This is a genomic window from Streptosporangium sp. NPDC004379 (assembly GCF_042873875.1).
Classification (GTDB): domain Bacteria; phylum Actinomycetota; class Actinomycetes; order Streptosporangiales; family Streptosporangiaceae; genus Streptosporangium.
In genome coordinates, this window is the sequence record NZ_JBIAMC010000001.1 from 133,925 (window position 1) to 160,924 (window position 27,000).

At 73.1% G+C, this 27,000-nt stretch carries 17 protein-coding genes; 9 read left to right on the forward strand and 8 right to left on the reverse strand.

What is annotated here, in order from left to right; all coding sequences use genetic code 11:
* Positions 1–145 precede the first annotated feature (145 nt).
* The gene (locus ACFYSC_RS00510; protein ID WP_389954637.1) at positions 146–1,555 is read left to right on the forward strand and encodes an amidase; all 1,410 of its coding nucleotides are present in this window, start codon (positions 146–148) and stop codon (positions 1,553–1,555) included.
* Positions 1,556–1,606: 51 nt separating this feature from the next.
* On the opposite strand, the gene ACFYSC_RS00515 is transcribed toward ACFYSC_RS00510, so the two are convergent.
* Positions 1,607–2,152 (reverse strand): hypothetical protein, encoded by a 546-nt coding sequence (locus ACFYSC_RS00515; protein ID WP_389954640.1) that lies wholly within the window; start codon positions 2,150–2,152, stop codon positions 1,607–1,609.
* 107 nt (positions 2,153–2,259) lie between these two features.
* Here ACFYSC_RS00515 and murA point away from each other — a divergent pair, with 107 nt between their 5' ends.
* A complete protein-coding gene (gene murA / locus ACFYSC_RS00520; protein WP_389954643.1) occupies positions 2,260–3,576 on the forward strand; it encodes a UDP-N-acetylglucosamine 1-carboxyvinyltransferase in 1,317 nt (438 codons plus the stop codon).
* Positions 3,577–3,649: 73 nt separating this feature from the next.
* On the forward strand, positions 3,650–5,920 hold the full coding sequence (locus tag ACFYSC_RS00525) for a transglycosylase domain-containing protein (protein ID WP_389954646.1): 2,271 nt from the start codon (positions 3,650–3,652) through the stop codon (positions 5,918–5,920).
* A gap of 57 nt (positions 5,921–5,977) precedes the next feature.
* On the opposite strand, the gene ACFYSC_RS00530 is transcribed toward ACFYSC_RS00525, so the two are convergent.
* Entirely contained in the window at positions 5,978–6,790 is an 813-nt protein-coding gene (locus ACFYSC_RS00530; protein ID WP_389954648.1) for a hypothetical protein, read from the reverse strand.
* Positions 6,777–7,292 carry a SigE family RNA polymerase sigma factor gene (locus ACFYSC_RS00535; protein WP_389954651.1) on the reverse strand — a complete coding sequence of 172 codons (516 nt, stop codon included), beginning with the start codon at positions 7,290–7,292 and terminating at the stop codon, positions 6,777–6,779. The genes ACFYSC_RS00530 and ACFYSC_RS00535 overlap by 14 nt, the downstream gene beginning before the upstream one ends.
* 164 nt (positions 7,293–7,456) lie before the next feature.
* Here ACFYSC_RS00535 and ACFYSC_RS00540 point away from each other — a divergent pair, with 164 nt between their 5' ends.
* A complete protein-coding gene (locus tag ACFYSC_RS00540) occupies positions 7,457–8,431 on the forward strand; it encodes a hypothetical protein (protein ID WP_389954654.1) in 975 nt (324 codons plus the stop codon).
* Positions 8,432–8,611: 180 nt separating this feature from the next.
* On the opposite strand, the gene dnaE is transcribed toward ACFYSC_RS00540, so the two are convergent.
* The gene (gene dnaE, locus ACFYSC_RS00545) at positions 8,612–12,133 is read right to left on the reverse strand and encodes a DNA polymerase III subunit alpha (protein ID WP_389954657.1); all 3,522 of its coding nucleotides are present in this window, start codon (positions 12,131–12,133) and stop codon (positions 8,612–8,614) included.
* A gap of 146 nt (positions 12,134–12,279) precedes the next feature.
* Here dnaE and ACFYSC_RS00550 point away from each other — a divergent pair, with 146 nt between their 5' ends.
* The gene (locus tag ACFYSC_RS00550) at positions 12,280–13,671 is read left to right on the forward strand and encodes an amino acid permease (protein WP_389954659.1); all 1,392 of its coding nucleotides are present in this window, start codon (positions 12,280–12,282) and stop codon (positions 13,669–13,671) included.
* Between the two features lie 58 nt (positions 13,672–13,729).
* On the opposite strand, the gene ACFYSC_RS00555 is transcribed toward ACFYSC_RS00550, so the two are convergent.
* Entirely contained in the window at positions 13,730–14,650 is a 921-nt protein-coding gene (locus tag ACFYSC_RS00555) for a chorismate mutase (protein WP_389954662.1), read from the reverse strand.
* A 316-nt stretch (positions 14,651–14,966) separates the two neighbouring features.
* On the opposite strand from ACFYSC_RS00555, the gene ACFYSC_RS00560 reads away from it, so the two are divergent.
* From ACFYSC_RS00560 to ACFYSC_RS00570, 3 genes are all read left to right on the forward strand, one after another.
* Positions 14,967–17,159: a protein kinase gene (locus ACFYSC_RS00560; protein ID WP_389954665.1), complete on the forward strand. Its 2,193-nt coding sequence runs from the start codon at positions 14,967–14,969 to the stop codon at positions 17,157–17,159.
* A gap of 49 nt (positions 17,160–17,208) precedes the next feature.
* Positions 17,209–19,542, forward strand: coding sequence for a protein kinase (locus ACFYSC_RS00565; RefSeq protein ID WP_389954668.1), 2,334 nt, complete (start codon positions 17,209–17,211; stop codon positions 19,540–19,542).
* Between the two features lie 139 nt (positions 19,543–19,681).
* Positions 19,682–21,313: a protein kinase gene (locus tag ACFYSC_RS00570; protein ID WP_389954670.1), complete on the forward strand. Its 1,632-nt coding sequence runs from the start codon at positions 19,682–19,684 to the stop codon at positions 21,311–21,313.
* Between the two features lie 90 nt (positions 21,314–21,403).
* On the opposite strand, the gene ACFYSC_RS00575 is transcribed toward ACFYSC_RS00570, so the two are convergent.
* The 3 genes from ACFYSC_RS00575 to ACFYSC_RS00585 are packed head-to-tail and all read right to left on the reverse strand — an operon-like array spanning position 21,404 to position 23,300.
* On the reverse strand, positions 21,404–22,333 hold the full coding sequence (locus ACFYSC_RS00575) for an RluA family pseudouridine synthase (protein ID WP_389954674.1): 930 nt from the start codon (positions 22,331–22,333) through the stop codon (positions 21,404–21,406).
* Complete coding sequence (lspA, locus tag ACFYSC_RS00580) at positions 22,333–22,932, reverse strand: signal peptidase II (protein ID WP_389954677.1); 600 nt, start codon at positions 22,930–22,932, stop codon at positions 22,333–22,335. The genes ACFYSC_RS00575 and lspA overlap by 1 nt, the downstream gene beginning before the upstream one ends.
* A complete protein-coding gene (locus ACFYSC_RS00585; protein WP_389956269.1) occupies positions 22,896–23,300 on the reverse strand; it encodes a TraR/DksA family transcriptional regulator in 405 nt (134 codons plus the stop codon). Before ACFYSC_RS00585 ends, lspA begins: the two co-directional genes overlap by 37 nt.
* A gap of 527 nt (positions 23,301–23,827) precedes the next feature.
* Between ACFYSC_RS00585 and ileS the strand changes: the two genes are divergently transcribed.
* Positions 23,828–26,992: an isoleucine--tRNA ligase gene (ileS, locus tag ACFYSC_RS00590; protein WP_389954679.1), complete on the forward strand. Its 3,165-nt coding sequence runs from the start codon at positions 23,828–23,830 to the stop codon at positions 26,990–26,992.
* Positions 26,993–27,000 lie beyond the last annotated feature (8 nt).

Sequence of the window (27,000 nt, forward strand, 5' to 3'; positions counted from 1 at the left end):
ATCCGGTCGCCCCCTGGGGGTCCGCCGGCGGCGCGGACGGTCCTTCCCGGTCCGCGTGTTGTGGAGGGTTGACGAGGCGCGCGGCGACGCCCCGGAGCAGACTCGGGCACGGGACGCACACGCGACACGGGAGACGGAGCGACACATGACCGGGGACGAGACGTTCTACCTGACCGCCGTCGAGATGGCCCGGCTGCTGCGCGCCCGTGAGATCAGCGCGGTGGAGCTGCTCCAGGCGCACCTGCGCCGCATCGAGGAGGTCGGCCCGCGCGTCAACGCGATCGTCACGCTGGTGGCCGAGCGCGCCCTGCGGGAGGCGGAGGAGGCCGACCGCGACCTGGCGCGCGGCCACTGGCGCGGACCGCTGCACGGCCTGCCCGTCGCGCACAAGGACCTCGCCGACACCGCCGGGATCCGCACCACGTACGGCTCGCCGCTGTTCGCCGGCCACGTCCCCGACGCCGACGCGCCCGTCGTGCGGCGGATGCGCGCGGCCGGGGCGATCACGGTCGGCAAGACCAACACCCCGGAGTTCGGCACCGGCTCGCACACCGTGAACGCGCTGTTCGGCGCCACCCGCAACCCCTACGACCTGTCGAGGTCGGCGGGCGGCAGCAGCGGCGGCGCGGCGGCGGCCCTGGCGAGCGGGATGGTCGCCCTGGCCGACGGCTCCGACATGGGCGGCTCGCTGCGAAACCCGGCGTCGTTCTGCAACGTGGTGGGACTGCGGCCCACGCCGGGGCGGGTGCCGTCCACCTCCGACACCGCGGCGTGGTTCACCCTGGGCGTGCCGGGGCCGATGGCCCGCACCGTGGACGACCTCGCGCTGCTGATGAGCGCGGTGGCCGGGTTCGACCCCGCCTCCCCGCTGTCGATCGCCGAGAGCGGCGCGGTCTTCGCCGGCCCCTGGGAGGAGGAGGACCTGTCCGGGGTGCGGATCGCCTGGAGTCCCGACCTGGGCGGCCTGCCTGTCGACCCGGAGACGGCGAGGGTCACCGCGGAGGCGCCGCGGGTGTTCGAGGGGCTGGGCGCCCGGGTGGACCGGGTGGACCTGGACCTCTCCGACGCCGAGGACGCCTTCCGGACCTACCGGGCCTGGTACTACGCGCTGTCCTACGGCGACCTGCCGCCCGGCGGCCTCGGGGAGAACGTCCGCTGGAACGTCGAGCGGGGCCGCGAGGTGACCGGCGCCGACCTGGCCAGGGCCGAACGGCTGCGCAGCGGCCTGTACCGGCGGATGAGCGCCTTCTTCGAGACCTACGACCTCCTGCTCGCGCCGGTCAGCCAGGTGCCGCCGTTCCCGGTGGAGGAGCCGTACGTCACGGAGGTCGCCGGGCAGGCGATGCCCGACTACCTGGCGTGGATGCGCTCGGCCTACTGGATCAGCGTGCTGCACGCCCCGGCCGCGTCGGTGCCGTGCGGCTTCACCTCCGGCGGGCTGCCGGTGGGCGTGCAGCTCGTCGGGCGGCCCTTCGCCGACCTGCGGGTGCTGCGGTTGGCCCGCGCCTTCGAACGGGCCACCGGCCACCACCTGCGCCGCCCGTCCTTCCGCTGACCGCCCCGCCCCGGACCCCCGCACCCCGGTTCCCGGGGCGGCGGGTGACGGTCAGCGGTCCAGCGGGCCGCCGTAGCCGGGGAGCGGGCCGTACGGTTCCTCGCCGCCGAAGGGGCGGCGCAGCGGCGAGTCGCGGTAGCCCGCGACGGCCTCCAGCGCGAAGAACAGACCGGCGGCGAGCGTCGGCCAGACGTAGAGCACGCCGTGGGCGGTGAGGTTCAGCGGCCCCGGCACCAGCTGCACCCCCGCCGGCGCGGACCCGGCCACGTCCGCCGCGCCGAGGTTCACCGCCCGGCCGACCGCCAGCGCCAGGTGGGAGCCGAGCAGGCCGCCCACCGCCAGGCCGAGCACCGTCGCGACCGGGCGGCGGCGGCGTGACAGCGCGTATCCGGCGACGCCGCAGGCCAGGCCCAGGACGCCGGTGACGACGGCGAACCAGCCGTCGGCCGCGATGAGGGTCTGGGTGGTGGAGTCGGCCAGGACCCTGCCCTGCCCGGTCACCGCGTACGGCGGGCGGGGGGCCAGCAGCGACCACACGGCGCCGGCAGCCACGCCCAGCACCGCGAGCGCCAGCACCGTGACGGCGAAGTCACGCACGTGTCGCAATGTGGTTCCCCTCACGCTCTGTACTGATGCGCCCGATGTTACCCATGACCCGCCCGGTGCTCCCGGTGAGCGGGGGTGAATCCCGTTAGGCTGTCCGGGTGAGCGAAGAGGTATGGCTGATCGAACCGTCCGGGCCGCTACGGGGCGATGTCGAGGTCCGCGGGTCGAAGAACGGCGTGTCCAAGCACATGGTCGCCGCGATGCTGGGCATCGGGGAGAGCACGATCCACAACGCCCCCGAGGTGGGCGAGGTGGAGATCACCGCGCGGATGCTGCGGGCTCTCGGCATCAATGTGGAGATCACCTCCCGGGCGATCACCATCGCCCAGGGGGAGCAGATAAATCCGCACGTCCCGGCGGCGTTCACCGGTCTCAACCGGATCCCCATCCTGATGCTGGGCCCCCTGCTGCACCTGGCCGGTGAGGCGTTCGTGCCGCTGGTCGGCGGCGACCCGATCGGGCGGCGGCCCGTCGACTACCACGTCGAGGCGCTGCGCGCGATGGGCGCCGAGGTCGAGGTGAGCGACACGGGGGTGTACGCCAAGGCCAAGCGGCTGCGCGGCACCCGGCTGGAGCTCCCGTACCCGAGCGTGGGCGCGACGGAGACGGTCCTGATGTCGGCGGTGCTGGCCGAGGGCAAGACCGTCCTCAAGGGCGCGGCCATGGAGCCCGAGGTCGTCGAGCTCGCCCTGTTCCTGCAGCGCATGGGCGCGCGCATCGAGCTCAGCCCGGACCGGCGCATCGTGATCGAGGGCGTGGAGCGGCTGCACGGCGCGTCCACCTGGCTGAACGGCGACCGGATCGAGGCGTTCTCCTATCTCGCGGCCGGGCTCATCACCGGCGGCGAGGTACGGGTGCACGGCTGCCCCCAGGACCGCCTGGTCACCGCGATCACCACCCTGGCGCGGATGGGCGCCGAACTGGACATCACCGACGACTACGTGTCGGCCTCGGCCCCGGACGGCCTGCGGGCGGCGGCGGTGCAGACCGACACCCACCCGGGGTTCATGACCGACTGGCAGACTCCGCTGATGGTGCTGTTCACCCAGGCCCAGGGCATGTCCGTGCTGCACGAGACGGTGTTCGAGAACCGCCTGGTCTACGTGCCGGCGCTGCAGAGGATGGGCTGCGAGATCGAGGTCTTCGACGTGTGCCTGGGCGGCCCGGCGTGCCGCTACCACGACACCAACGCCAAGCACTCGGCGGTCGTGCGCGGCGTGTCGAAGCTGCGCGGCGCCGACGTGACGCTGCCCGACATCCGGGCGGGCTTCTCGGCGGTGCTGGCCGCCGCGGCGGCGGAGGGCACCTCCACGCTGCGCGGGGTGCACCACATCGAGCGGGGATACCACCGCCCGTTCGAGCAGTTCGCCTCCCTCGGGCTGAAGATCAGCAGAGAGAACGCCCCCGAAAAGTAAAATCTTCCGGCCCGGTGTTTGGCTTTGATCAACCGGACGCACGTTACTATGCGTGACATCGCCACCACCGGAGGTGAGACGAAGCCTCATCGCCTGCCTGCGGGGCCTGCTCGTCTGCGGTGTGCTCGGCGGGTTGCTGGCCGCCGCCGCGGCGATGCCGCTGGCGGGCGGCGCCGGGCTGGCCGGCAAGGAGGTGGCCGCCACCTTCGTCGACCTGCCGCCCAGCCCGCATGAGGAGCCGCTCCCCCAGCGGACGGTCCTCCTGGACCGCAACGGCCGCAAGTTCGCGCAGTTCTACACGGAGAACCGCACGGTCGTGCCGCTGGAGCGGGTCGCGCCGGTCATGCGGCAGGCGATCGTGGCGATCGAGGACTCGCGCTTCTACGAGCACGCGGGCCTGGACGTCAAGGGGACGCTGCGCGCGCTGATCGCCAACACCCAGGCCGGCGGGGTACGGCAGGGCGGCTCCTCGCTCACCCAGCAGCTCGTCAAGAACATCCTGGTGGAGAACGCCGAGACCGACGCCGAGCGCGAGGAGGCCAGGGCGCCGAACCTCAGGCGGAAGATCATCGAGCTGCGGTACGCGCTGGCGATGGAGAAGAAGTACAGCAAGGCCGAGATCCTGGAGCGCTACCTCAACATCGCCTACTTCGGCGCGGGGGCGTTCGGGGTGGAGGCGGCGGCCCAGCGGTTCTTCTCGGTCCCGGCCTCGGAGCTGAGCCTGCGGCAGGCCGCGACGCTGGCCGGGGCGGTGCGCACGCCGTACGCCACCGACCCGTCGCTGGGCAGGCAGCGGCGGATACGGCTGCGGGAGCGCCGGAACATCGTGCTGGACCGGATGGCCCAGCTCGGCATGGTCCCCCGGGCGCAGGCCGAGGAGGCCGAGCGGTCCCCGCTGAAGATCCGGCTGAAGTCCGAGCCGGGCGGGTGCGCGGGCAGCGACTACCCGTACTTCTGCCTGTACGTGCATCGGGAGCTGCTGAACAACCCCGTCTTCGGCGCCGGGCGCGCCGAGCGGGAGCGCCGCCTGGCCAGGGGCGGCATCGTGCTGCGCACCACGCTCGACCCGGCCGCCCAGCGGGCCGCGCAGCGGGCGATCTCCGCGCGGGTCGGGGCCAGGGACACCGAGGTCGCGGCCGAGGCCATGGTGGAGCCGGGGACGGGACGGATCCGGGCGATGGCGGCCAGCAAGAAGTACGGCCGCAACTCCGGCAACGCCAACGACGGCCCCCGCACCACCTACAACCTGCCGGCCGACGTGGCGCACGGCGGCGGCCTGGGCTTCCAGGCCGGATCGACGTTCAAGGCGTTCACCCTGGCCACCGCGCTGAAGCAGGGCTGGCGGTTCGACGACGGCTTCGACACCCCGGGCAGCTTCACCCCCGACCACGGCTTCACCGACTGCCGGGGGCGCAAGGTGAACGACCCCGGCGCCGAGATCCTCAACGCCAGCGGGGAGGGGACCGGCGGGCCGTACAGCATCTCCACCGGCACGTGGAAGTCGGTGAACATCTTCTACATGATGCTGGAGCAGCGGGTCGGGCTGTGCAACGTCGTCACGACGGCCAGGTCGCTCGGCGTCGCCCGCGCGGACGGCAAGCCGCTGCGGGAGGTGCCGACCTTCACCCTCGGGGTGAACGAGATGGACCCGGTGACGGTCGCGGCGGCGTTCGCCGCGTTCGCCGCCCGGGGCCGCTACTGCCACCCGATGGCGATCACCGAGATCTCCGAGCAGGGGGGCCGGCGCATCCAGGTGCCGCCGAGCTGTGGCCGGGCGATCGAACGCGACGTGGCCGACGCGGTCAGCCACGTGCTGTCGGGGGTGTTCACCAAGGGCACCATGACGGGGCAGGGCATCGGCCGGGACGCGGCGGGCAAGACCGGCACCAACAACGGCTACACCTCGGCGTGGTTCGCCGGCTACACCCCGGACCTGGCCGCGGCGGTCAGCCTGGGCGACATCCGCGGCTCCTACCGCTACCCGCTGCGCGACGTGACGATCGGCGGTGAGTACTACGGCGCGGTCCAGGGCGCCTCCCTGCCGGGCCCCATCTGGGTGGCCTCCATGGAGGCGGCGCTGCGCGACGTCCCGGAGCGGCACTTCCACACCCCCGACATGCGGCGCTTCGGCGGGGGGCACACGCCGGGCCTGGAGAAGGAGGAGGACGAGAAGAGACGGCGGGAGGCGGTCGGCCGGGACGGCGAGTGGCGCGACGGGGACCGGGAGCCCATCGGCCGCCGGGAGGGCGGGTGGCGGCGCGGTCACCGGGACCGCCTCTCCGCCGAGCGCGCCTACCGGGTGTGGCGGGAGGAGTGGCGCCGCTGGCGGCGCGGCCACCGCTGACCCGCCCCGCTGCTCCCCGCCCGGACGGTCCCGCCCCCGCCCGGAGGCCGGGCGGGCTCACCCGGTGGGGACGGACGGGGCGGATCCGTCCGGGGAGTCGCCCGGCGTCACGGGTTCGGCCGTCGGAGCCGGCCCCTCGGACGCGGCGCTCCCATCCGGCGGGTCGGGCCGGTCCATGGACCCGAGCCCCTCGCCGATCCTCCGCAGCTCGCGCCCGACCGCCTCCGGGCCGCCGAGGTCCCCGGCGTAGGACGGGCTGAGCATCACCTCGGCCCGCCGCGTGCCCCCCAGGTCGAGGAGGAGGGACGGGGTGCCCGGCCCCCCGTCCTCGTCGACCCATTGGTTCACCAGGTACGCGGTACGGCCGCCGACGGTCACCTCCTCGCCCTCGCCCCGGTCGCGGTGGTCCCGCAGCCGCTCGTCGAACTCCCCGGCCGCCGACCCCTCGTGGACGAAGATCTGGACGCAGTAGGGGCCGTTCTCGTCGCCGTCGTAGTTCCAGGCCGTGGTGTACTTCTCCGCCCGGTCAAGCCACCAGTGGGTCCAGCGCAGCCTCGGGGGCAGGTAGGTGACCTTGACGTGGCCGAGGACCCGTTCGTTGAAGACCCGGGAAGACCCGGCCGGGCCCGTGGCGACGGCGGAGGGCCCGTCGCTCGCCGTCACCGGCGCGGGGCCCCGGGTGAGGAACAGGTGGACCGGGACCACCGCCGCGACCACGGCCACCGCGACGGCCAGCGCGGCGCGCCCGGCCCGCCGGGTGTTCCCACCACGGGCGGAACGCATGACGCGCTGGGCCAGATCCGGCGCGGCGCGCAGCTCCCGTGTCTCCTCCGCCATGACCCGGCGCAGGATCTCCTCAAGAGCAGGCACTTCCGAGCACCCCTTCCAGTGACTCGTGGCCGACGGCCGTCCTGAGCTTCGCGAGAGCCTTCGACGCCTGGCTCTTCACCGTGCCCGCCGAGCAGCCGAGGATCTCGGCGGTCTGCGCCTCACTGAGGTCCTCCCAGTACCGCAGGACGACCACGGCGCGCTGCCGGGGCGGCAGCGCGCGCAGGGCGTCCATGAGCATCCCGCGCAGGTCGAGGTCGACCTCCCGGGCCGGCCTCTCGGGCGGGGTGTGGGTGGGCAGGATCCGCAGGATCGCCCGGCGCCGGGCGCGGTTGATGGCGGCGTTGACGATGACGCGGCGGACATACGGTTCCGGATTGTCGTGCCGCACCCGATCCCACCTGCGGTACGTCCGCTCCAGCGCCGTCTGCAGGAGGTCCTCGGCCTCCCGCTCGTCACCGCACGCGAGGTGGGCGACGCGCAGCAGGCTGGTGCCCCGCGCGGCGACGAACGCGACGAACCCGTCGTCGTCGGGACCGCTCATCCCTGTTCGTCCGATCTCATGTCCCCTCAGACAACCGGGCCGGGCGGAAGGTTGCCCGGTACCCGCGACCTGCCTGACCGCGCCGGAACGTGCCCGGCTGTTGCGGAACGGGAGAATCCGATCATCCGGGCAACCCGGGACGCCGCCCGGTTGTATCAGGTGTCATGAAATCGATCATTCTCCGAGGGCCGTCCGGGCGCTCCGGCCCGCCCGCCCGCCGGGCGGCCTCGGCCGCAATCGCCATGGCCGTCGCGGGAGCCGTCATCCTGCCGGGCACGACCGCGACGGCGGGCACGGCGGAGGCCGCCGGGCCCCGGCCCGTGACCGCCGCCCGCGCGGGGACGGCCTCCGCGGAGGGCGCCTACTGGCACACGAGGACGCTGACGACGTACACCCGCTCCCGCCCGCTCGGGCGCGGCGCGAACCGCTACCGGGTGGTGGAGCGGGAACTCCTGGAGGAGTGGACCGCGCGCGACGGCGAATCCTGGTCCGGCGTCCGCAAACTGGGAGTGCGGCCCGCGACCGCGGCGGACGAGCGGGCGTGGCGCCGGGACGGCTCCCCCACCACGTGGAAGGACGGGGGCCTGCGGCTGTCCACCCGGCCGGACGCGGGCGCCCTCAACAAGACCAGGAACGTCACCGGTTTCTACCTGGTGGAGCGGTGGCGGCCGTACCGGGAGATCCAGGGGCTTCCCACGGAGCCGGAGGCGCTCAAGGCGTGGATCGAGAAGGCCGCGCGGAACGCGCCGAACCCGGACGACGAGCCGGATGCGAGGATCCCCGAGGAGATCCTCGACGGCTACACGGCCGAGGTGCTGGTCTCGCTGCTGTACAGCGTCCCGGTGTCGAAGGCGGTCCGGACGGCGGCCTACCGGGCGCTGCCGACGGTGCCCGGCGTCCGCTCCCTGGGCGGGGTGAAGGATCCGCAGGGCAGGGCCGGCAGGGGTTTCCTCATCCGGAGCGATTACAGGGGCTCCGCGTCGGCGGTCAGGGCGGTCGTCGACACCGGCGCCATGACGCTGCTCAGCGAGCACCACGAGAGCGGGGAGAGCGGCAAGCCCGCCATCAAGGACCGGACCTCGGTGATCCTCGAGGCCGGGTGGACGGACGACCGGCCCTCGGTCCCCGCCCTCCCCTGATCCCGCCTCCTCGGCCGGGCGGGCCGTGATCCGGTGGGGCCGATCACGGCCCACGAGGTCCTCTCCGGGCCGTGGTCCGGCGGGGGCCGATCACGGCCCGCGAGGGCTGATCCGGTGGCCGGGCCCCGCGTGGGCCCGGCCCGGAGAGGCCGGAGACCGTCCGCCCCCGGCCGAGGCCGCTCAGGCCCCCAGGCAGGCCGGGCCGAGGAGCTGCTTCAGGTCGCCCATCAGGGCCGGGGACAGGGCGACCCGCAGGCGGTCGTCGAGCCGCATGACGGTCGTCCGGGGACCGTTGTGGACCTGCAGGTGGACCTCGGTGGTGCCCGGATGGGTGACCAGGACCTCCTTCAGCCGCCCCACCACGGGCGGGGTGCAGCGGGTGAGCGGCATGCTGACGACCAGGGGGCCGCCGCCCTCGACGGACAGGTCGGGGGCGGTCACCTCCATCGCGATGATCTTGCCGACGTCCTCGCGCTTGTCCAGGCGGCCCTTGACGAAGACGATCGCGTCCTCGGCGAGGATGGTCGAGCAGAGCTGGTACGTCGAGGGGAAGACCATCACCTCGATGGCGCCCGCCAGGTCCTCCAGCATGGTCAGGACCCAGGTGTCGCCCTTCTTGGTGACCTTGCGCTGCACGCCGCTCAGGATGCCGCCGACCGTGACGATCTGCCCGTCCGGGCGGTTCTCGTCCTGGAGTGCGGCGACCGAGCAGTCCGCGCCGGAGGCGAGGATGTGCTCCACTCCGAACAGCGGGTGGTCGGAGACGTACAGGCCGAGCATCTCCCGCTCGAACGCCAGCAGGGTGGTCTTGTCCCACTCCCCCGGCGGGATCTGCACGTCGAAGGTCTGGTCCTCGGCGCCCTCGACCGCGCCGAACAGGGAGTCCTGGCCGATCGCCTCGTTCTTCTTGATGTCGATGATCGCGTCGACGGCCTGCTCGTGGACCAGGACCAGGCCCTTGCGGACGTGCCCGAAGGAGTCGAACGCGCCGGCCTTGATCAGCGACTCGATGACGCGCTTGTTGCAGACGATCGCCGGGACCTTGCGCAGGAAGTCCTTGAAGTCGGTGTAGCGGCCCTTCTCCTTGCGCGCGGCCAGGATCCCGTCGACGACGTTGCCGCCGACGTTGCGGATGGCCGACAGGCCGAAGCGGACGTCGGAGCCACGCGGGGTGAAGTCGAAGTCGGAGTCGTTGACGTCCGGTGGGAGCACCTTGATGCCCATCCGGCGGCACTCGTTGAGGTAGAGGGCCGACTTGTCCTTGTCGTCCTTGACGGAGGTCAGCAGGGCCGCCATGTACTCGGCGGGGTAGTTCGCCTTGAGGTAGCCGGTCCAGTACGCGACGAGGCCGTAGCCGGCGGTGTGGGCCTTGTTGAAGGCGTAGTCGGAGAAGGGCAGCAGGATGTCCCACAGGGACTTGATGGCCGCGGCGGAGAAGCCGTTGTCCTTCATGCCGCGCTCGAAGAACTCGTACTGCTTGTCCAGCTCCGACTTCTTCTTCTTGCCCATCGCGCGGCGGAGCAGGTCGGCGCCTCCGAGGGAGTAGCCGGCGACCTTCTGCGCGATGGCCATGACCTGCTCCTGATAGACGATCAGGCCGTGGGTCGTGTCGAGGATCTCCCTGAGCGGCTCCTCCAGCTCCGGGTGGATCGGGATGATCTCCTGCTGGCCGTTCTTGCGCAGCGCGTAGTTGGTGTGCGAGTTGGCGCCCATCGGGCCGGGCCGGTAGAGCGCGAGGGCGGCGGAGATGTCCTCGAAGTTGTCGGGCCGCATCAGGCGCAGCAGCGAACGCATGCCGCCGCCGTCGAGCTGGAACACGCCGAGGGTGTCGCCGCGGGCCAGCAGCTCGTAGGTCCTGCGGTCGTCCAGCGGCAGCTTGAGCAGGTCGATCATGGTGCCGGTGTTGGCCTCGATGGCCTTGAGGCAGTCGTCGATGATCGTGAGGTTGCGCAGGCCCAGGAAGTCCATCTTCAGCAGGCCGAGCGTCTCGCAGGTCGGGTAGTCGAACTGCGTGATGATCGCGCCGTCGGAGTCGCGGCGCATGATCGGGATGTGGTCGGTCAGCACCTCGGACGACATGATGACGCCCGCGGCGTGCACGCCGGTCTGCCGGATCAGGCCCTCCAGGCCGCGGCCGAGGTCGACCGCCGCCTTGACGTCGACGTCCTCCTCGTACAGCTTGCGCAGCTCGCCGGCCTCGTTGTACCGGGGATGATCGGAGTCGAAGATGCCCGACAGCGGGATGTCCTTGCCCATCACCGCGGGCGGGAACGCCTTGGAGACCCGGTCGCCCAGCGCGTACGGGTATCCCAGGACGCGGGCCGCGTCCTTGATGGCGGCCTTCGCCTTGATGGTGCCGAAGGTGGCGATCATCGCGACCTTGTCGGAGCCCCACTTCTCGGTCACGTAGCGGATCACGTCACCGCGCCGGCGCTCGTCGAAGTCGATGTCGACGTCGGGCATGGAGACGCGCTCGGGGTTGAGGAACCGCTCGAAGATCAGGCCGTGCGGGATCGGGTCGAGGTCGGTGATGCCGAGGGCGTAGGCCACCAGCGAGCCCGCCGCCGAGCCACGGCCGGGGCCGACCCGGATGCCGTTGTTCTTGGCCCACATGATGAAGTCGGCGACCACGAGGAAGTAGGACGGGAAGCCCATCTGGACGATGACGCCGAGCTCCTTCTCGGCCCAGGCGCGGTGCTCCTCGTCGACCCCCTCGGGGAAGCGGCGCTCCATGCCCTCCCAGACCTGCTGCCGGAAGAACTCCTCCTCGGTCATGCCGTCGGGCACCGGGAAGGTCGGCATCAGGTTCTTGAAACCGAACATGCCGGACGGGTCGACCTTCTCGGCGACCAGCAGGGTGTTGCGGCAGCCCTCGGCCCACAGGTCGGAGGAGTCGACGGCGCGCATCTCGTCGGCGGTCTTGATGTAGTAGCCGCTGCCGTCGAAGCGGAACCGGTCGGGGTCCGACAGCTGCTTGCCCGTCTGGATGCACAGCAGGGCGTCGTGGGAGGAGGCGTCGGACTCGTAGGTGTAGTGGGAGTCGTTGGTGACCAGCGGCGGGATGCCCAGTTCCCTGGAGATGCGGGTCAGGCCGTCGCGGACCCGGCGCTCGATGTCGAGCCCGTGGTCCATGATCTCCAGGTAGTAGTTGTCCTTGCCGAACAGCTCCTGGTATCTCGCCGCGGCGGCGAGGGCCTCGTCGTACTGGCCCAGGCGCAGGCGGGTCTGCACCTCGCCTGACGGGCAGCCGGTGGTGGCCATCAGGCCCTCGGAGTGCTCGGCGAGGATCTCGGCGTCCATCCGGGCCCACTTGCGGACGAAGCCCTCGGTGTAGGCCCGGGAGGAGAGCTTCATGAGGTTCTTCAGGCCGCGGTCGTTGCGCGCCCAGATCGTCATGTGGGTGTAGTAGCCGCCCGCCGAGACGTCGTCCCTCTTCTGGTGCGGCTCGCCCCACAGCACCGGCTTCTTCTGGTGCCGGGAGGCCGGGGCGACGTACGCCTCGATGCCGATGATCGGCTTGATCCCCGCCCCGGTGGCCTGCTTGTAGAAGTCGTAGGCGCCGTGCATGTTGCCGTGGTCGGTGATCGCGATGGCGGGCATGCCCAGGTCACCGACCTGCTTGAACATCTGCTTCAGACGGGCCGCTCCATCGAGCATGGAGTACTCCGTGTGAACGTGAAGATGAACAAACGAGTCTGGCATGCGGCCTCGCCCTCCCCTGGTCTCCTGTCGGCGTGGGAAGCCTACGCGTTCGGGCCCTCACCGGGTGCCGCACCACCCCGTGACGGCGGCGGGACTCGGCTACTTTGAGCGATGATTCATGTGAGAAGAGTGAACAGGGGGGTCACGTGAGGACCGAAGAGGGCTACAGCCACGCGCTCGGCAACCGCCAGGTGCAGATGATCGCGATCGGCGGCGCCATCGGCGTCGGGCTGTTCCTGGGCTCCGGGGGGCGCCTTCAGGCGAGCGGGCCGGCGCTGGTGCTGTCGTACGCGGTCGCCGGGCTGGCGGCCTTCTTCGTGATGCGCGCGCTGGGCGAGCTGGTGCTCCACCGGCCCACCTCCGGCTCCTTCGTGGACTACGCCGCCGAGTTCGTCGGCCCGTGGGCGGCCTTCGCCAGCGGCTGGATGTACTGGGTCAACTGGGCCTTCACCGGCGTCGCCGAGCTGACCGCGATCTCCGTCTACGTGCACATGTGGGCGCCGGACTTCCCCCGATGGCTCACCGCGCTCGTCGCGCTGGGGTTCGTGCTGACCGTCAACCTGCTGTCGGTGCGGCTCTTCGGCGAGCTGGAGTTCTGGTTCGCGCTGCTGAAGGTGCTGGCCATCTGCGCGTTCCTGGTGGTCGGGCTGGCGGTCGTGCTGCTGGGGACGGAGGTGGGCGGGACGCCCGCGGGGGCCGGCAACCTCACCTCCCACGGCGGTTTCTTCTCCATGGGGTTCCCGCCGGTGCTGATGAGCCTGCAGTCGGTCGTCTTCGCCTACTCGGCGATCGAACTGGTCGGCATCGCCGCCGGCGAGACGAGGGACCCCGGCAAGGTCATGCCCAAGGCCATCAACAGCGTGATCTGGCGCATCGGGGTCTTCTACGTCGGCTCGGTGCTGCTGCTGTGCATGGCGCTGCCGTGGACGTCCTACGGCCCCGGCCGGTCGCCGTTCGTGACGGTCTTCGCCGCCCTCGGCGTGCCCTGGGCCGCCGACGCGATGAACCTGGTCGTGATCACCGCGGCGATGTCGTCGTGCAACTCGGGCCTGTACTCCACCGGCCGGATCCTGCGGGCCATGGCGGTCAAGGGCGAGGCGCCCGCCGTCGCGGGACGCCTCAGCTCGCGTCACGTGCCCTTCGGCGGCATCCTCATCACCGCGGGGGTGCTGCTGGCCGGGGTGGTGCTGTACTACTTCGTCCCCGAGCGCGCCTTCAACATCGCCACCGCCGTCGCGTCCCTCGGCGTGATCACCACCTGGGCCACCCTGCTCTACTGCCAGCTGCGGCTGCGCCGCGCCGCCCTGCGGGGCCTCGTCGAACGGCCGTCCTTCCGGATGCCCGGCTCGCCGTACACCAACTGGTTCACGCTGGCCCTCCTCGCGCTGGTGGTGGTGCTCATGGCGTTCGCCGACCCCGACCAGCGCATCGCCTTCTTCTGCGTCCCGGTGCTGGCCGCGGGGATCGCCCTGGGCTGGCGCGTCGTCGGCTCCCGCCGCCGCGCCGGGGCCCCGCTGGCCGACCGCATGCCCGGCTGAACCCCGCGTACGGCGGGCCCGCCGCGCCCCCGGCAGGCGGCGCGGCGCGGCGCGACGGTCAGGCCCCGTCCCGGGCGCGGCGCTCCTCGGCCACGTGCAGCCCCGCCTCGATGACGGCCTTCATGATGGGTGCGAGCCGCTCCTCGCCCAGCGTGGGGGCGCGGCGGGCCATCTCGGCCACCAGGCGGCGCTCGCGGTCGGGGTCGCGGCCCGCGAAGCCGCCGACCGGCTTGAGCCGCTGGATGACTCCGGCGAGCCCGATCCGGCGCTCCAGCAGGACGGCGAGGGCGGCGTCGACGCGGTCGATGGCGCCGCGGGCGGCGAGGATCGAGCCGGGCGTCTCCGGGCGGGTCAGCGCCCCGACGACCCGGGCGGCCTCCAGCGCGCCGCGGACGGCCTCCTCCGGGGCACCGGGCGACAGCAGCAGGCCGTCGGCGCCGGCGGCGACCGCCGCCGCGGCCAGGCCGGCGCCCTCGCCGAGGCCCGCGACGACGGGCCGGCCGGACCTCTCCCGGGCGGCGCGCAGCAACGCCAGGTCGGGGGCCGGCTCCGCGACGCGCGCCCGGCCCCCGCTCTCGCACAGCACGATCCGGTCGTTGCCCTCGGCCGCGCACTGCCCGGCCACGGCCAGCCACTCCTCCAGCGTCGCGGCGGGACCGCGATGGACCACCACGGGCAGTCCGAGCCGGGCGGCCGCGCGGACCAGCGGCAGGTCGCGCGTCCAGGCCGCGCCGACCACCACCGCGTCGGCGCCGGCGGCTATCGCCGGCAGGTCGTCCGCGGCGGACGGCTCGACGAGGAGCGGCCCCTCCCAGGAGGCGCGGACCCGGGTCAGCGCCTCGGCCGCCGGTTCCCGGCGGACCCGCAGGTCGAGCAGCCGCGCCTCGGCGCCAGGCCCGCCGATCACCACGGCGGGCCCATCGCCCACGGTGAGCGTCCCCAGGCGCACGGCCCGGCGTTCCAAGTCTGCGGTCAACATCACGGCTCCCTGACTGGGCCGGCACGCCCCGCGAGCCGGCGGATCGGAGAAACAAAAAAGGCAGAGATCTCAAGGTCTCTGCCTGTGGCCGGCTCCGGAAGGTCGCTACGTCACGTCGTCACGACCGGCTCCCCGGAGCCGGCCCGATAAACGCGAAGTTGCATGTCACGGCATCGACGATAGGCCATCTTCCGGCGACACGCCAGGTGGTGAGCAGATTCGTCTCATATGCCGAACACACCGCGCGCGAGAGAGTCGATCACCCCACCTGGCCTGTGAGAGTATTCGGTGGCTTAGAAAGGGGTAGGTGCGGTTGATGGCCGAAGCACAACCTGAGGGACGCCGCGTTGCCTCCCGCTACCACCTGCTCGAACCCATCGGCCGGGGTGGCATGGGCATCGTCTGGCGGGCCCACGACGAGCTGCTCGACCGCGAGGTCGCGGTCAAGGAGGTCCGCTACGCCGACACGCTCGGCGAGGACAACCAGGAGAACTTCAACCGGCGGACCAAGCGCGAGGCCCGCGCCGCCGGGCGGCTGACGCACCCCAACGTGGTGGTCGTCCACGACGTCGTCGAGGAGGACGGCCGTCCCTGGATCGTCATGCAGCTGGTGGAGTCCCGCGCCCTCGGCAAGGTGCTGCGGCAGGACGGGCCCCTGCCGCCCGAGCGGGTCGCGGAGATAGGGCTCCAGGTTCTCGACGCGCTGCGCGCCGCGCACGCCCAGGGCGTGCTGCACCGCGACGTCAAGCCCGAGAACGTGCTGATGGCCGACGACGGCCGCGTCGTCCTCACCGACTTCGGCATCGCGACGCTGGAGTCGGAGACCGCGCTGACCATGACCGGCATCGCGGGCACACCCGCGTTCATCGCGCCGGAGCGGATCAAGGGCGGCACCGCCCAGCGCGAGTCCGACCTGTGGTCCCTCGGGGCGACGCTGTACGCGGCCGTGGAGGGCCGGGCCCCGCACGACCGCGGCGGGGCGCTGCCGACCATGCACGCCGTGCTGAACGACGAGCCCGACCCCCCGGCGCGCGCGGGGCGGCTGGCCCCGGTGCTGGAGGGGCTGCTCCGCAAGGACCCGGCGCGTCGCCTGTCGTACGACGAGGCGGAGCGGATGCTGCGCGAGGTCGCCGAGGGCGGCCGGCGGAGCGCGCCCGCCGCCGAGCCGCGGGAGCCCGCGAGGACGGCCGTCATGCCGGTCGCCGAGGCGCCGGACGCCCCGAAGCCCCGCGAGGCGCGGGAGGCGCCGGAGTCCCCCGACGACGCGGCGGCCGCGGCGACCGACCCGCAGATCAGCCTGGAGGCCGGCGGCCCGCCGTCCACCGGGGCCAGGCTCGGCACGACCGCGCCGGCGGCGGAGGAGGACGTCCCGTCCGTCCCCGCGCCGGCTCCGCCCGCGTCCCCGGCCCCGGCCGGGCGCGCACCGTCGGCCAGGCCGGCCAAGTCAGCCAAGTCGGCCAAGGCCGGGCGCGAGCCCGTCCCCCCGGTAGGACGCGCCGGGGCGGACCCCGCGCCCGCCGCCCGGCCGGAGCGGGAGCCGGAGCCGCGCGAGGCCGTTCCGGCGCCCCGGCCGGAGCCCGTCGTCCCCCCGGCGAGCCGGGAGCCCGCCGTACGGTCCCGGCCGTCCGCGCCGCCCGTCCCGTCCACCGCCTCGTCGTCCGCCCCGTCCGCGGCGGCCCCGTCCGCGGCGTCCGCGCCGCCCACCGTGCCGCCGTCCGCGGCGGGCGACGTGCTGCCCACCTCGCCCGGGAACGGCGGCGGGGGGTCCAGGTCCGTGCTGCGGTGGGCCCTGCTGATCGTGCCGGCGATCCTGCTGGTGGGGGCGCTCGCGGCGTGGCTCGGAGCGCAGAGCGCCCGCAAGGACGACGGCTCCTCGGCCTCGCGGGCCGGCCGGTCGGCCGAGCCCACCGGCGACTCGAAGACCTCCGGGACGTCCCAGCAGCCCACCTCCGGCCCCACGTCCTCCGGGTCCCCCGGCACCGGCGAGAGCCCGAGCACCGCCCCCTCCCCGTCCCCCTCGGCGTCGGAGAGCGGCGAAGACGAGAAGGACGAGAAGAAGGACGAGCCCGCGCTGCCCGCCGGGTGGCGCATGCACAAGGACCGCAACGGCTTCTCCATCGGGCTGCCCAAGGGGTGGGACGAGGACAAGCGGGTCGGCAAGCAGGTGTGGTTCCGCAGCCCCGACCGGGCGAGCTTCGTGTTCGTCGAGTACGTCGACAAGGCCGGGCCCGACCCCAAGAAGGACTGGGAGAACCAGGAGCCCTACAGTCGCGGCAGGTTCCCCGGCTACAAGCGGATCCGCATCGAGAACGTCGACTACATGGAGAAGGCCGCCGACTGGGAGTTCACCTGGAACACGAGCTCGGGCAAGGCCCGCGTGATCAACCGGGGGTTCGTCACCAAGGGCGGCCGGGGGTACGCGATCTACTGGCACACCCTCGCCTCGAAGTGGGACGAGAACCTGCACTACTTCAAGGGGTTCACCGAGACCTTCTCCTCGAAAAAGTGAGGTCCGCCCCGAACGGCTACGATGCCTGGGTTTGGGAGGGGCGGCGACAATGACCGAACGGAAGGTGGCGGGCCGGTACCACCTGATCGAACCCATCGGCGAGGGCGGCATGGGCGTCGTGTGGCGCGCCCACGACGAGCTCCTCGACCGGATCGTGGCGATCAAGGAGGTCCGTTACCGCGACGTCGACGATGCCGCGCGGGCGGACCTGAACCGGCGGACCATCCGCGAGGCCAGGAGCGCCGGGCGGCTCGACCACCCGTCTGTGATCATCATTCACGACGTGGTGGAGGAGGACGGCCGCCCCTGGATCATCATGCAGCTGGTCCGGTCGCGGTCGCTGGGCCAGGCCGTCCGCGCCGGGGGGCCGCTCCCGCCCGGACGGGTGGCGTCCGTGGGGACGCAGGTGCTGGGCGCGCTGCTGGCGGCGCACGCCGCCGGGGTGCTGCACCGCGACGTCAAGCCCGAGAACGTGCTGCTGGCCGATGACGGCCGCGTGGTCCTCACCGACTTCGGCATCGCCTCGATGGCTCAGGAGACGGGGATCACCCGGACCGGCGGGGTCGTCGGCACCCCGGCGTTCCTGCCGCCCGAGCGGCTGCACGGGCTGCCCGCCACCCCCGCGTCGGACCTGTGGTCCCTCGGGGCGACGCTGTACGCGGCCGTGGAGGGCCGTCCGCCGTTCGAGCGCGCCACGGCCGCGGCGACGATGATGGCCGTCCTGCACGGCGAGCCCGCGCCCATGGCGCACACCGGGCCGCTCGCCATCGTGATCCTGGGGCTGATGGCCAGGGAGCCCGCGGAGCGGATGCCGGCCGAGCACGCCATGGCGCTGCTCACCCGGGCGTCCTCCGCGCCGTCCGGCGCGAACGAGACGGGCGCAACGGGCACGACGGGCATCGCAGGCACGGCGGGCACGGCGGGCGTCCTCCCGCCGCCGGGCACGCTCCCCGCGGCGGACGCCGGGGACCCCGCCGGGCTCACCGGGCCGCCGACGCGGCACTCCGGCCGCGGCTCCCGGACGGCCCGCTCCGGAGAACGCTCCGGGGAACGCTCCCGGCCCGCCGAGACCGCGCCGCCGGGGTCGCCGCAGGGGTCCCACGCGCGGTACGGGCCGGACGAGGGGACATGGCACGGCCTCCCGGAACAGCCGGAGCGGCAAGCCTTCCCCGAGAGCCCGGCCACCCCCGGGCACGCGTTCCCCGGCGGCCCCGCCGCTTCCGGCCACACGTTCTCGGACGACCCGCGGCGGGCCCTCCACGAGGGCCCCGGGCACGGGGGGCGGCCCGGACGCCCCGACGAGCCGCCGTACCGGGACGAGGCACCGTACCGGGACCGGTCGCCGTACGGGGGCCTTCCGCCGTACGGCGACGGCCGGGACCCGAACGGGCCGCCGCGGTCCGGGACGCCGTACCGGGAGGTGCAGGCGCATCGGGAGGTCCCGCCGTACCAGGGCGGTCCGGTGCCCGGCGGGCGCCCGTCGCACGGCGGCGACCCGGAGCTCCCCGCCTACCGGAGCGCTCCGACCCGGGCGGGGCACGGGGGACACCCGGACGCTCCGCCGCAGATGGGCCATCGGGCGCACCAGGACGCTCCCCCGCGGGCGGAACACCGGGCCTACCCGGATGCGCCCACGCAGGCCGGGCACCGGGCGCGTCCGGACGCCTCGCCGTACCCGGGCGAACGGCCGGGCCGCAGGCGGGCCGCCGGGGACGACGCGCCCGGGGAACGGCGGTTCCCGGTGGCGCAGACCGCGCTGGCGGCGGGGGCCGCCGCGCTCGCCGTGCTGCTCGGCATCGGCGGCTGGCTGGTGTTCCAGGACTGGAAGCCCGCGACCGGGACGGTCAGGGAGACGGCCTCCCCGTCCGGCGAGGCGACCGCCTCCCCCCGGCCCTCCGGGACGCCCCGCCCGACCGCCGCCCCGTCGACGGGCACGGACCGGACGCCGCCCAGGGGCTGGCGGACCCACCTCGACCGGCTGGGTTTCAGGGTCGACGTGCCGCGCGGCTGGACCGCCCGGCGGTTCCCCGACCGGGACCGCGTGGAGTTCCGGGCCCCGGGGTCGAAGACGTTCCTGTGGATCGAGTCGACCGAGGACCCGGAGAAGGACCCGGTCCGGCACTGGCTGAAGGTGGAGCGGAGCGGACGGGCCAGGAACCTGTGGCCCGGCTACCGCCGCGTCGGCATCAGCGCGCGGACGTACCTCACCCGGAGCGCCGCCGACTGGGAGTTCACCTACCTCAGGGACGGGGTCCGCACGCACGTCCTCGACCGGGGGTTCCGCACGGCCGCCGGCCGCCCGTACGCGATCTACATGGAGAGTCCCGAGTCCGACTGGGACCGGACCCTGTTCGACAACGTCGCCAGGAGCTTCCGGCCCTGACCGGCGCCCCGGCCGGGGCGCCGGCAGACCACCGGCAGACCATCGGCAGGCCACCGTCCGGCCCTGCCCGGCGCCGTCCGACGGATACGGCTCTGGAATTCCGCGAATGTGATGGTAAATCCTGGGTATTCGGCACCCCATGACCGATTCTCAGGTGATCATCAGCTCCCGATACCGGCTGTTGGAGCAGATCGGCCGGGGAGGCATGGGCACGGTCTGGCGGGCGCGGGACGAGGTGCTCGGCCGGGACGTCGCGGTCAAGGAGGTCATCCCCTCCCCCGACCTCTCCAGTCTGGAGCGTGAGATCTTCACCCTGCGGACGCTGAGAGAGGCCCGCGCCGCCGGGAGAATCGGTCATCCGGGCGTCGCGACGGTCTACGACGTCATCGAGGAGAACGGCCGTCCCTGGATCGTCATGCAGCTCGTGGACTCCAGGACACTGGGGGCCGTGCTCCGCGAGGACGGCCCGCTCCCGCCCAGGCGGGTGGCGGAGATCGCGCTCGACGTGCTCGGGGCGCTGGTCGCCGCCCACCGGGTGGGCGTGCTGCACCGCGACGTCAAACCCGACAACGTCCTGATCGCCAGGAACGGGCGGGCCGTGCTGACGGACTTCGGCATCGCGATGCTGGAGGGCGACTCGTCGGTCACCCGGACCGGGGCGCTCATCGGCACCCCGGCGTTCATCGCGCCCGAGCGGGCGAGCGGGGGGCCGGCGGAGTTCGCCTCCGACATGTGGTCGCTCGGTGTGACGATGTACATGGCCGTCGAGGGCCGCTCCCCCTTCGAGCGCGCGCATCCGCTGGCGACGCTCAGCGCCGTCATGCACCAGGACCCGCCGCCGATGCGGTTCGCCGGACCGCTCGCGCCGGCCGTCTTCGCCCTGCTCCACAAGGACCCGGCGCAGCGCATGACCGCCGAGGAGCTCCAGATCCACCTGCAGGCGGTCCTGAGCGGGGCCGAGCCGCAGTCCACCGCGCCCGTCGCGCTCCCCGCGGGCACGGTCCCGCGGCCCCGGAGCGAGTCCGGCGTCCTGCCCGTCGGGGCGGCCGCGGCCGCCCCGGGAGCGGAGGCCACTCCGTCGCCGGAGTCCCCCGGAGAACCCCCGGAATACGCCACGAGCGGCCCGCCGCAGCGGAGGCTGTCGAGCGGCGCCCTGGTGGCCGCGGCGCTCGCCGCGACCCTGGTCTCCGGCGCCTTCGCCTGGGTGAACGTCGCCGACCCCGGGTCGGACACCGTACGGCAGACCATCCCGGCGAGCGTCCCCGTCAAGAAGAAGGCCCCGGAGAAGGCGAAGCCGTCCGAGAGCCCCGCCGCGAAGGAGCCCGCCAGGACCGACGGCGGCGTCCGCGACGACGGCGGGACCGGGCGCTCCGCCACGCCGCCTTCGGCATGGCCCCGGCAGGGCGGCGACGCCCGGCGGGACGGCGAGGACGGCAAGGACGGCAAGGACCGCGCCGAGGACACCCCCGCCCCCGAGCCGGACGGCAAGCCGTCGAAGGATCCCGGGAAGGGGGCGGACAAGGCGGGGAAGAAGCCGGAGAAGAACTCCGGCGAGAAGCCGAAGGACCAGGGAAAAGCACCGGCGGACTCCGGCGAGGAAAAGAGCCCGGAGTCCGACGGGGGAACGGCGGAGGACACGCGGGATCAGGGAGAGAACCAGGGCGGGGACTCGGTCGATCCGTACAGCGAGCCGAACGCGTCGGGGGGAAAGGCGCCGCGAACGGCAAAGGACACGGGAAAGGTCACGGTCCTGGCGGGCGGTAGCGTCTGACCCCGCCCGGGAGGACCCCGCCCGGGAGAGGTCACGGACCCGGCGGGCGGCGCCCTCCGGCCGGTGGGCCCGCGGGCGGGCCCGGAGCCGTCAGAAGTCCGCGCCGACGAGTTCCAGCGCGCGCGCCAGGTCCTCGGGGTAGTCGGTGGTGAACGTCATCCACTCCCCCGTCACCGGGTGCTCGAAGGCCAGCGAGACCGCGTGCAGCCACTGCCGGGTCACGCCCAGCCGCGCGGCCAGCTTGGGGTCGGCGCCGTACAGCATGTCGCCGACGCACGGGTGACGCAGCGCCGACATGTGGACCCGGATCTGGTGGGTCCGGCCCGTCTCCAGCTTGATGTCCAGCAGCGACGCGGCGCGGAACGCCTCGATCGTGTCGTAGTGGGTGACCGAGTCCTTGCCGCCCGCCACCACCGCGAAACGGCCGTCGCCGACCGGGTGGCGGTCGATGGGCGCGTCCACCGTGCCGCGCAGCGGGTCGGGATGGCCCTGGACCAGCGCGTGGTAGCGCTTGTCGACGGTGCGTTCCTTGAAGGCCCGCTTCAGGCGGGAGTAGGCGGTCTCGCTCTTGGCCACGACCATGGCGCCGGTGGTGTTGGCGTCGAGACGGTGCACGATGCCCTGCCGCTCGGCGGCACCGCTGGTCGCCACCCGGTGCCCGGTGCCGAGCAGGCCGCCGATCACGGTGGGCCCGGTCCAGCCGACGGTGGGGTGGGCGGCCACGCCGACCGGCTTGTTGACGACGATGACGTCGTCGTCCTCGTAGACGATCGTCATGCCGGGGACCGGCTCGGCGACCGGCATCGGCGCGGTGGGCGGGGGCGGCAGCGTGACGTCCAGCCACGCGCCCGCGTGGACCCGGTCGGACTTGGCCGCGGGCGAGCCGTCCACCAGCACGTCGCCGGAGGCGACCAGCTCGGCCGCGCGGGTGCGGGACAGCCCGAACAGCCGGGACAGCGCCGCGTCGAGGCGCTCGCCCTCCAGGCCGTCGGGAACGGGGAGACTCCGCTGGTCGGTCATCACTTCTCTGCTCTTCCGGTGTCGCGGGTGCCGTCGATCTGGTAGCCCCTCCAGGCGAGGAAGACGGCCAGGATCCCGCCGCAGACGATCGCCGAGTCGGCGACGTTGAAGACCGGGAAGTGGCCGGGGAAGGTCTCGACGAAGTCGACCACGTGCCCCTGGAACGGCGAGGGCCGGCCGAAGCCCGAGGGCCAGCGCAGGAGGCGGTCGGTCAGGTTGCCGAGCGCCCCGCCGAGCATCAGCGCGAGCGTGACGGCCCACGGCAGGCTGCGCAGGTGCCGCGCGGTGCGCAGGATGGCGACCACCACGGCGGCGGCGACGAACGTGAAGACGATCGTCATGCCGGTGCCGATGCTGAACGCGGCCCCCGAGTTGAAGATCACCCGGAACTGGAGGAGATCGGGGATGATGACGAAGGGGTCTCGGCCCTCCAGGGTCTTCAGCACGAGCGTCTTGGTGAGCAGGTCGAGACCGTAGACGATCGGGACGATCGTGGCGAGGACGGCGATCCTCCGCCTGCCCGGCGGGGCGGCCGTCGCCGCCCCCTCCGCCGGGCCGCCCGTCAGCGGCGCTCCTCCCGCTGCTTGCAGGCCACGCACAGCGTCGCCCTCGGGAACGCCAGCAGGCGTTCCTTTCCGATCTGCTTGTGGCACGATTCGCACACTCCGTAGGTACCCGCGTCGATCCGGGCGATCGCTCGCTCATTCTGCGCGACCAGGTCGCGTGAATTCAGGGTAAGGGCGATCTCACGTTCTCGTTCATACGTCCGTGCCCCGGCGTCCGCCTGGTCGTCCCCCGCCCCGTCGGTCACGTCACGGGCGGCGATCTCGCTCTCCGCCTTGACGATCTCCTTGGTGAGCTCTTCGATCTCCCCGGCCAGTCGCTCGCGGACCTCAGCCAGTTCCTCGGCCGACCAGGTGGCGGGACCGTCCTGCGACGGCCCCGTGGCGCTCTCGTCTGCGCGCACAGTCGCGGCCATGCCGGCCTCCTCGTTCTGTCGGACCGTACCGATGCGGTAAACGGTGCGGGCAGCATAGGTCCGCGATAACAGAACGGCAAACGACCCGCCCATATGTTTACCGATCCCGTACGATCCGGCCCCGCGCCTCCCCTCCCGCCGTCCCGCGCGTGGACGGCGCCGCCGCGCCCCTTCCCCCGTTCCGTGCGCGGACGATAACCGGGAAGATTCCGGCGGGCGGGTGCGTTATCGTGGGAGTTCGCAAAGGCGTTGACGGGGACGAGTACGTCCGGGGCCCCTCGCGCGAGCGACCCGGGGACGGTGTGAGCCCGGGGCGAGGACCCGGGCGGAAATCACCCCCGAGCCGCCGGAGGAACGGCCCGCGACGGGCTCAGTAGAACCGGCAGCGAACCGAAGGAAGAGGGCCTCCCACCGCCGTTCCCGGCGGCAGGGGGTCAAGGAGGGTGGTACCGCGGGGCCGCGAGGTCTCGTCCCTCCACGCCACTGCCAGCACCAGCGTGGAGGTCCCGCCCGTCATGTCAGCCCGCTTCCGCCCTCTTCCCGCGCAGGTCGACCTGCCCGCGCTCGAACACGAGATGCTCGGCCGCTGGCGCGACGGCAAGATCTTCGAGCGCTCCGTCGAGCAGAACGCCGGCGGCCCCACGTGGGTCTTCTACGAGGGTCCGCCCACCGCGAACGGCATGCCCGGCGTCCACCACGTCGAGGCCCGCGTCTTCAAGGACGTCTTCCCCCGCTACAAGTCGATGCAGGGCTACAGCGTGCCGCGCAAGGCCGGCTGGGACTGCCACGGCCTGCCCGTCGAGGTGGCCGTGGAGAAGGAGCTCGGCCTCTCCGGCAAGAAGGACATCGAGTCGTACGGCGTGGCCGAGTTCAACGCCCGGTGCCGCGAGTCGGTGCTGCGGCACGTGGACGCCTTCGAAGAGATGACCGAGCGGATGGGCTACTGGATCGACCTGGCCCAGGCGTACCGCACGATGGACCCCGACTACGTCGAGTCGGTCTGGTGGTCGCTGAAGGTCGTCTTCGACAAGGGCCTGCTGTTCCGCGACTTCCGCATCACCCCCTACTGCCCGCGCTGCGGCACCGGTCTGTCCGACCACGAGCTGGGCCAGCCGGGCGGCTACGAGACCGTCTCCAGCCCGTCGGTCTACGTCCGCATGCCCGCCACCTCCGGCCCGCTGGCCGAGCTCGGCGCCTCGCTGCTGATCTGGACCACCACGCCGTGGACCCTGGTGTCCAACACCGCGGTGGCCGTGCACCCCGACGTCACCTACGTCGCGGCGCGCCCCGCCGGGTCCGACGAGGTGCTGGTGGTGGCCGAGCCGCTGCTGGCCGCCGCCCTGGGCGAGGGGGCCGAGGTGCTGGCCTCCTTCCGGGGCGCCGACCTGGAGCACACCTCCTACTCCCGCCCGTTCGAGCTGGTCGACATCCCCGGCGCCCACTACGTGGTGCTCGGCGACTACGTCACGACCGAGGACGGCACCGGCCTGGTGCACCAGGCCCCGGCGTTCGGCGCCGACGACATGACGATCTGCAAGCGGTACGGCCTGCCGGTGGTCAACCCGATCGGCCCGGACGGCCGTTTCCTCGACACCGTGCCCCTGGTCGGCGGCCGGTTCTTCAAGGACGCCGATGACGAGCTGACCGCCGACCTGGACGCGCGGGGCCTGCTGTACCGCGGCGGCCACTTCGAACACAGCTATCCGCACTGCTGGCGCTGCCACACCGCGCTGCTGTACTACGCGCTGCCCGCCTGGTACATCCGGACCACCGCGATCAAGGACCAGCTCCTCGCCGAGAACGAGAAGACCAACTGGTACCCGGAGACGATCAAGTGGGGCCGCTTCGGCGAGTGGCTGCGCAACAACGTCGACTGGTCGCTGTCGCGGTCGCGCTACTGGGGCACGCCGCTGCCGCTGTGGGTCTGCTCCGCCGACGACTCGCACGTCACGTGCGTGGGCTCCCTGGAGGAGCTGGGCCGGCTGGCGGGCCGGGACGTGTCCGCGCTCGATCCGCACCGCCCCTACGTCGACGACGTCACCCTGCCCTGCCCCGACTGCGGGGCCGAGGCGCGCAGGGTGCCGGACGTGATCGACGCCTGGTACGACTCCGGATCGATGCCGTTCGCCCAGTGGGGCGCCCCGCTGCGCAACGCCGAGATGCTGGATTCGGCGTACCCGGCGCAGTTCATCTGCGAGGCCACCGACCAGACCCGCGGCTGGTTCTACTCCCTGATGGCGGTCGGCACGCTGGTCTTCGGCCGGTCCTCCTACGAGAACGTGCTCTGCCTCGGCCTGATCCTCGCCGAGGACGGCCGCAAGATGAGCAAGCACCTGGGCAACGTGTTGCAGCCGATCCCGTTGATGGACCGGCACGGCGCCGACGCCCTGCGCTGGTACATGGCCTGCGGCGGCTCCCCGTGGGCCGCCCGCCGGATCGGCCACGCGGCCCTGGAGGAGATCGTCCGCAAGGTCCTGCTGACCTACTGGAACACCGCGGCGTTCTTCACCCTGTACGCCGACGCCGAGTCCTGGACGCCGTCGGCGCTCGCCGAGGCCCCCTCCCCCGCCGACCGGCCGCTGATCGACCGCTGGGCGCTGGCCGAGCTGCACCGCACGGTCGCCGAGGTGACGGCGTCGCTGGACGGCTTCGACACCGCCAGGGCCGGACGGCGGCTGGCGGAGTTCCTCGACGACCTGTCCAACTGGTACGTGCGGCGCTCCCGCCGCCGGTTCTGGTCCGGCGACGTCTCGGCGTTCGCCACGCTCTACGAGTGCCTGGAGACCGTGACCCGGCTGATGGCGCCGGTGGCGCCGTTCATCACCGACCACGTCTGGGACGTCCTGCGTGACGACGACGCCCCCGTCTCGGTCCACCTGGCCTCCTGGCCCGCCGCGGACCCGGCGCTGCTGGACGCGGAGCTGTCGGAGCGGATGGCGCTGGTGCGCCGCCTGGTGGAGCTGGGCCGCTCGGCCCGCGCCTCCAGCGGGGTCAGGACCCGTCAGCCGCTCGGCCGGGCGCTGGTGGGCGCCCGCGGCTGGGCCGCCCTCCCGCCGGAGCTGCGCGAGCTGATCGCCGACGAGCTCAACGTGCAGGCGCTGGAGGACCTGTCGGATGTGGAGGCCGACCTGGTCTCCTTCACCGTCAAGCCCAACTTCCGGGCGCTGGGCAAGCGGTTCGGCTCGCAGACCAAGCTGGTGGCCGCGGCCGTCGCCTCCGCCGACGCGACCGGGCTCGCCCATGCGCTCCGCGCTGGTTCCACCGTCACGGTCGAGGCCGCCGGGCTGGGCCCGGTGGAGCTGACCGCCGAGGAGGTCATCGTCACCGAGCAGCCGAAGGCCGGCTGGGCGGTCGAGACGGGCGCCATCGGCACCGGGACCGGCGAGACGGTCGCCCTCGACCTGGCGATCACCGACGAGCTGCGCCGCGCCGGTCTGGTCCGCGAGGTCGTCCGCCTGCTCCAGGACGCCCGCAAGTCGACGGGCCTGTCCATCTCCGACCGGATCGACGTGTGGTGGTCGGCCGCCGACGCCGACCTGGCCGGGGCCCTGCGGGCGCAGGGCTCGGTCGTGGCCGACGAGGTGCTGGCCGTCTCCTTCACCGAGGGGGTCGCCGACGGGCTCGACGTGCACCGCGACGACGACCTCGGGCTGGCGTTCCAGCTCCGCCGTACGGCCTGAGCCCTCCC

What these genes read in the sequence shown, in the direction of transcription:
- ACFYSC_RS00560 (WP_389954665.1), top strand. Translation starts at nt 14,967, where the DNA reads ATGGCCGAAGCACAACCTGAGGGACGCCGCGTTGCCTCCCGCTACCAC.
- ileS (WP_389954679.1), top strand. Translation starts at nt 23,828, where the DNA reads ATGTCAGCCCGCTTCCGCCCTCTTCCCGCGCAGGTCGACCTGCCCGCG.
- ACFYSC_RS00535 (WP_389954651.1), bottom strand. Translation starts at nt 7,292, where the DNA reads ATGAGCGGTCCCGACGACGACGGGTTCGTCGCGTTCGTCGCCGCGCGG.
- ACFYSC_RS00510 (WP_389954637.1), top strand. Translation starts at nt 146, where the DNA reads ATGACCGGGGACGAGACGTTCTACCTGACCGCCGTCGAGATGGCCCGG.
- ACFYSC_RS00540 (WP_389954654.1), top strand. Translation starts at nt 7,457, where the DNA reads ATGAAATCGATCATTCTCCGAGGGCCGTCCGGGCGCTCCGGCCCGCCC.
- ACFYSC_RS00575 (WP_389954674.1), bottom strand. Translation starts at nt 22,333, where the DNA reads ATGACCGACCAGCGGAGTCTCCCCGTTCCCGACGGCCTGGAGGGCGAG.
- ACFYSC_RS00555 (WP_389954662.1), bottom strand. Translation starts at nt 14,650, where the DNA reads ATGTTGACCGCAGACTTGGAACGCCGGGCCGTGCGCCTGGGGACGCTC.
- ACFYSC_RS00565 (WP_389954668.1), top strand. Translation starts at nt 17,209, where the DNA reads ATGACCGAACGGAAGGTGGCGGGCCGGTACCACCTGATCGAACCCATC.
- ACFYSC_RS00570 (WP_389954670.1), top strand. Translation starts at nt 19,682, where the DNA reads ATGACCGATTCTCAGGTGATCATCAGCTCCCGATACCGGCTGTTGGAG.
- dnaE (WP_389954657.1), bottom strand. Translation starts at nt 12,133, where the DNA reads ATGCCAGACTCGTTTGTTCATCTTCACGTTCACACGGAGTACTCCATG.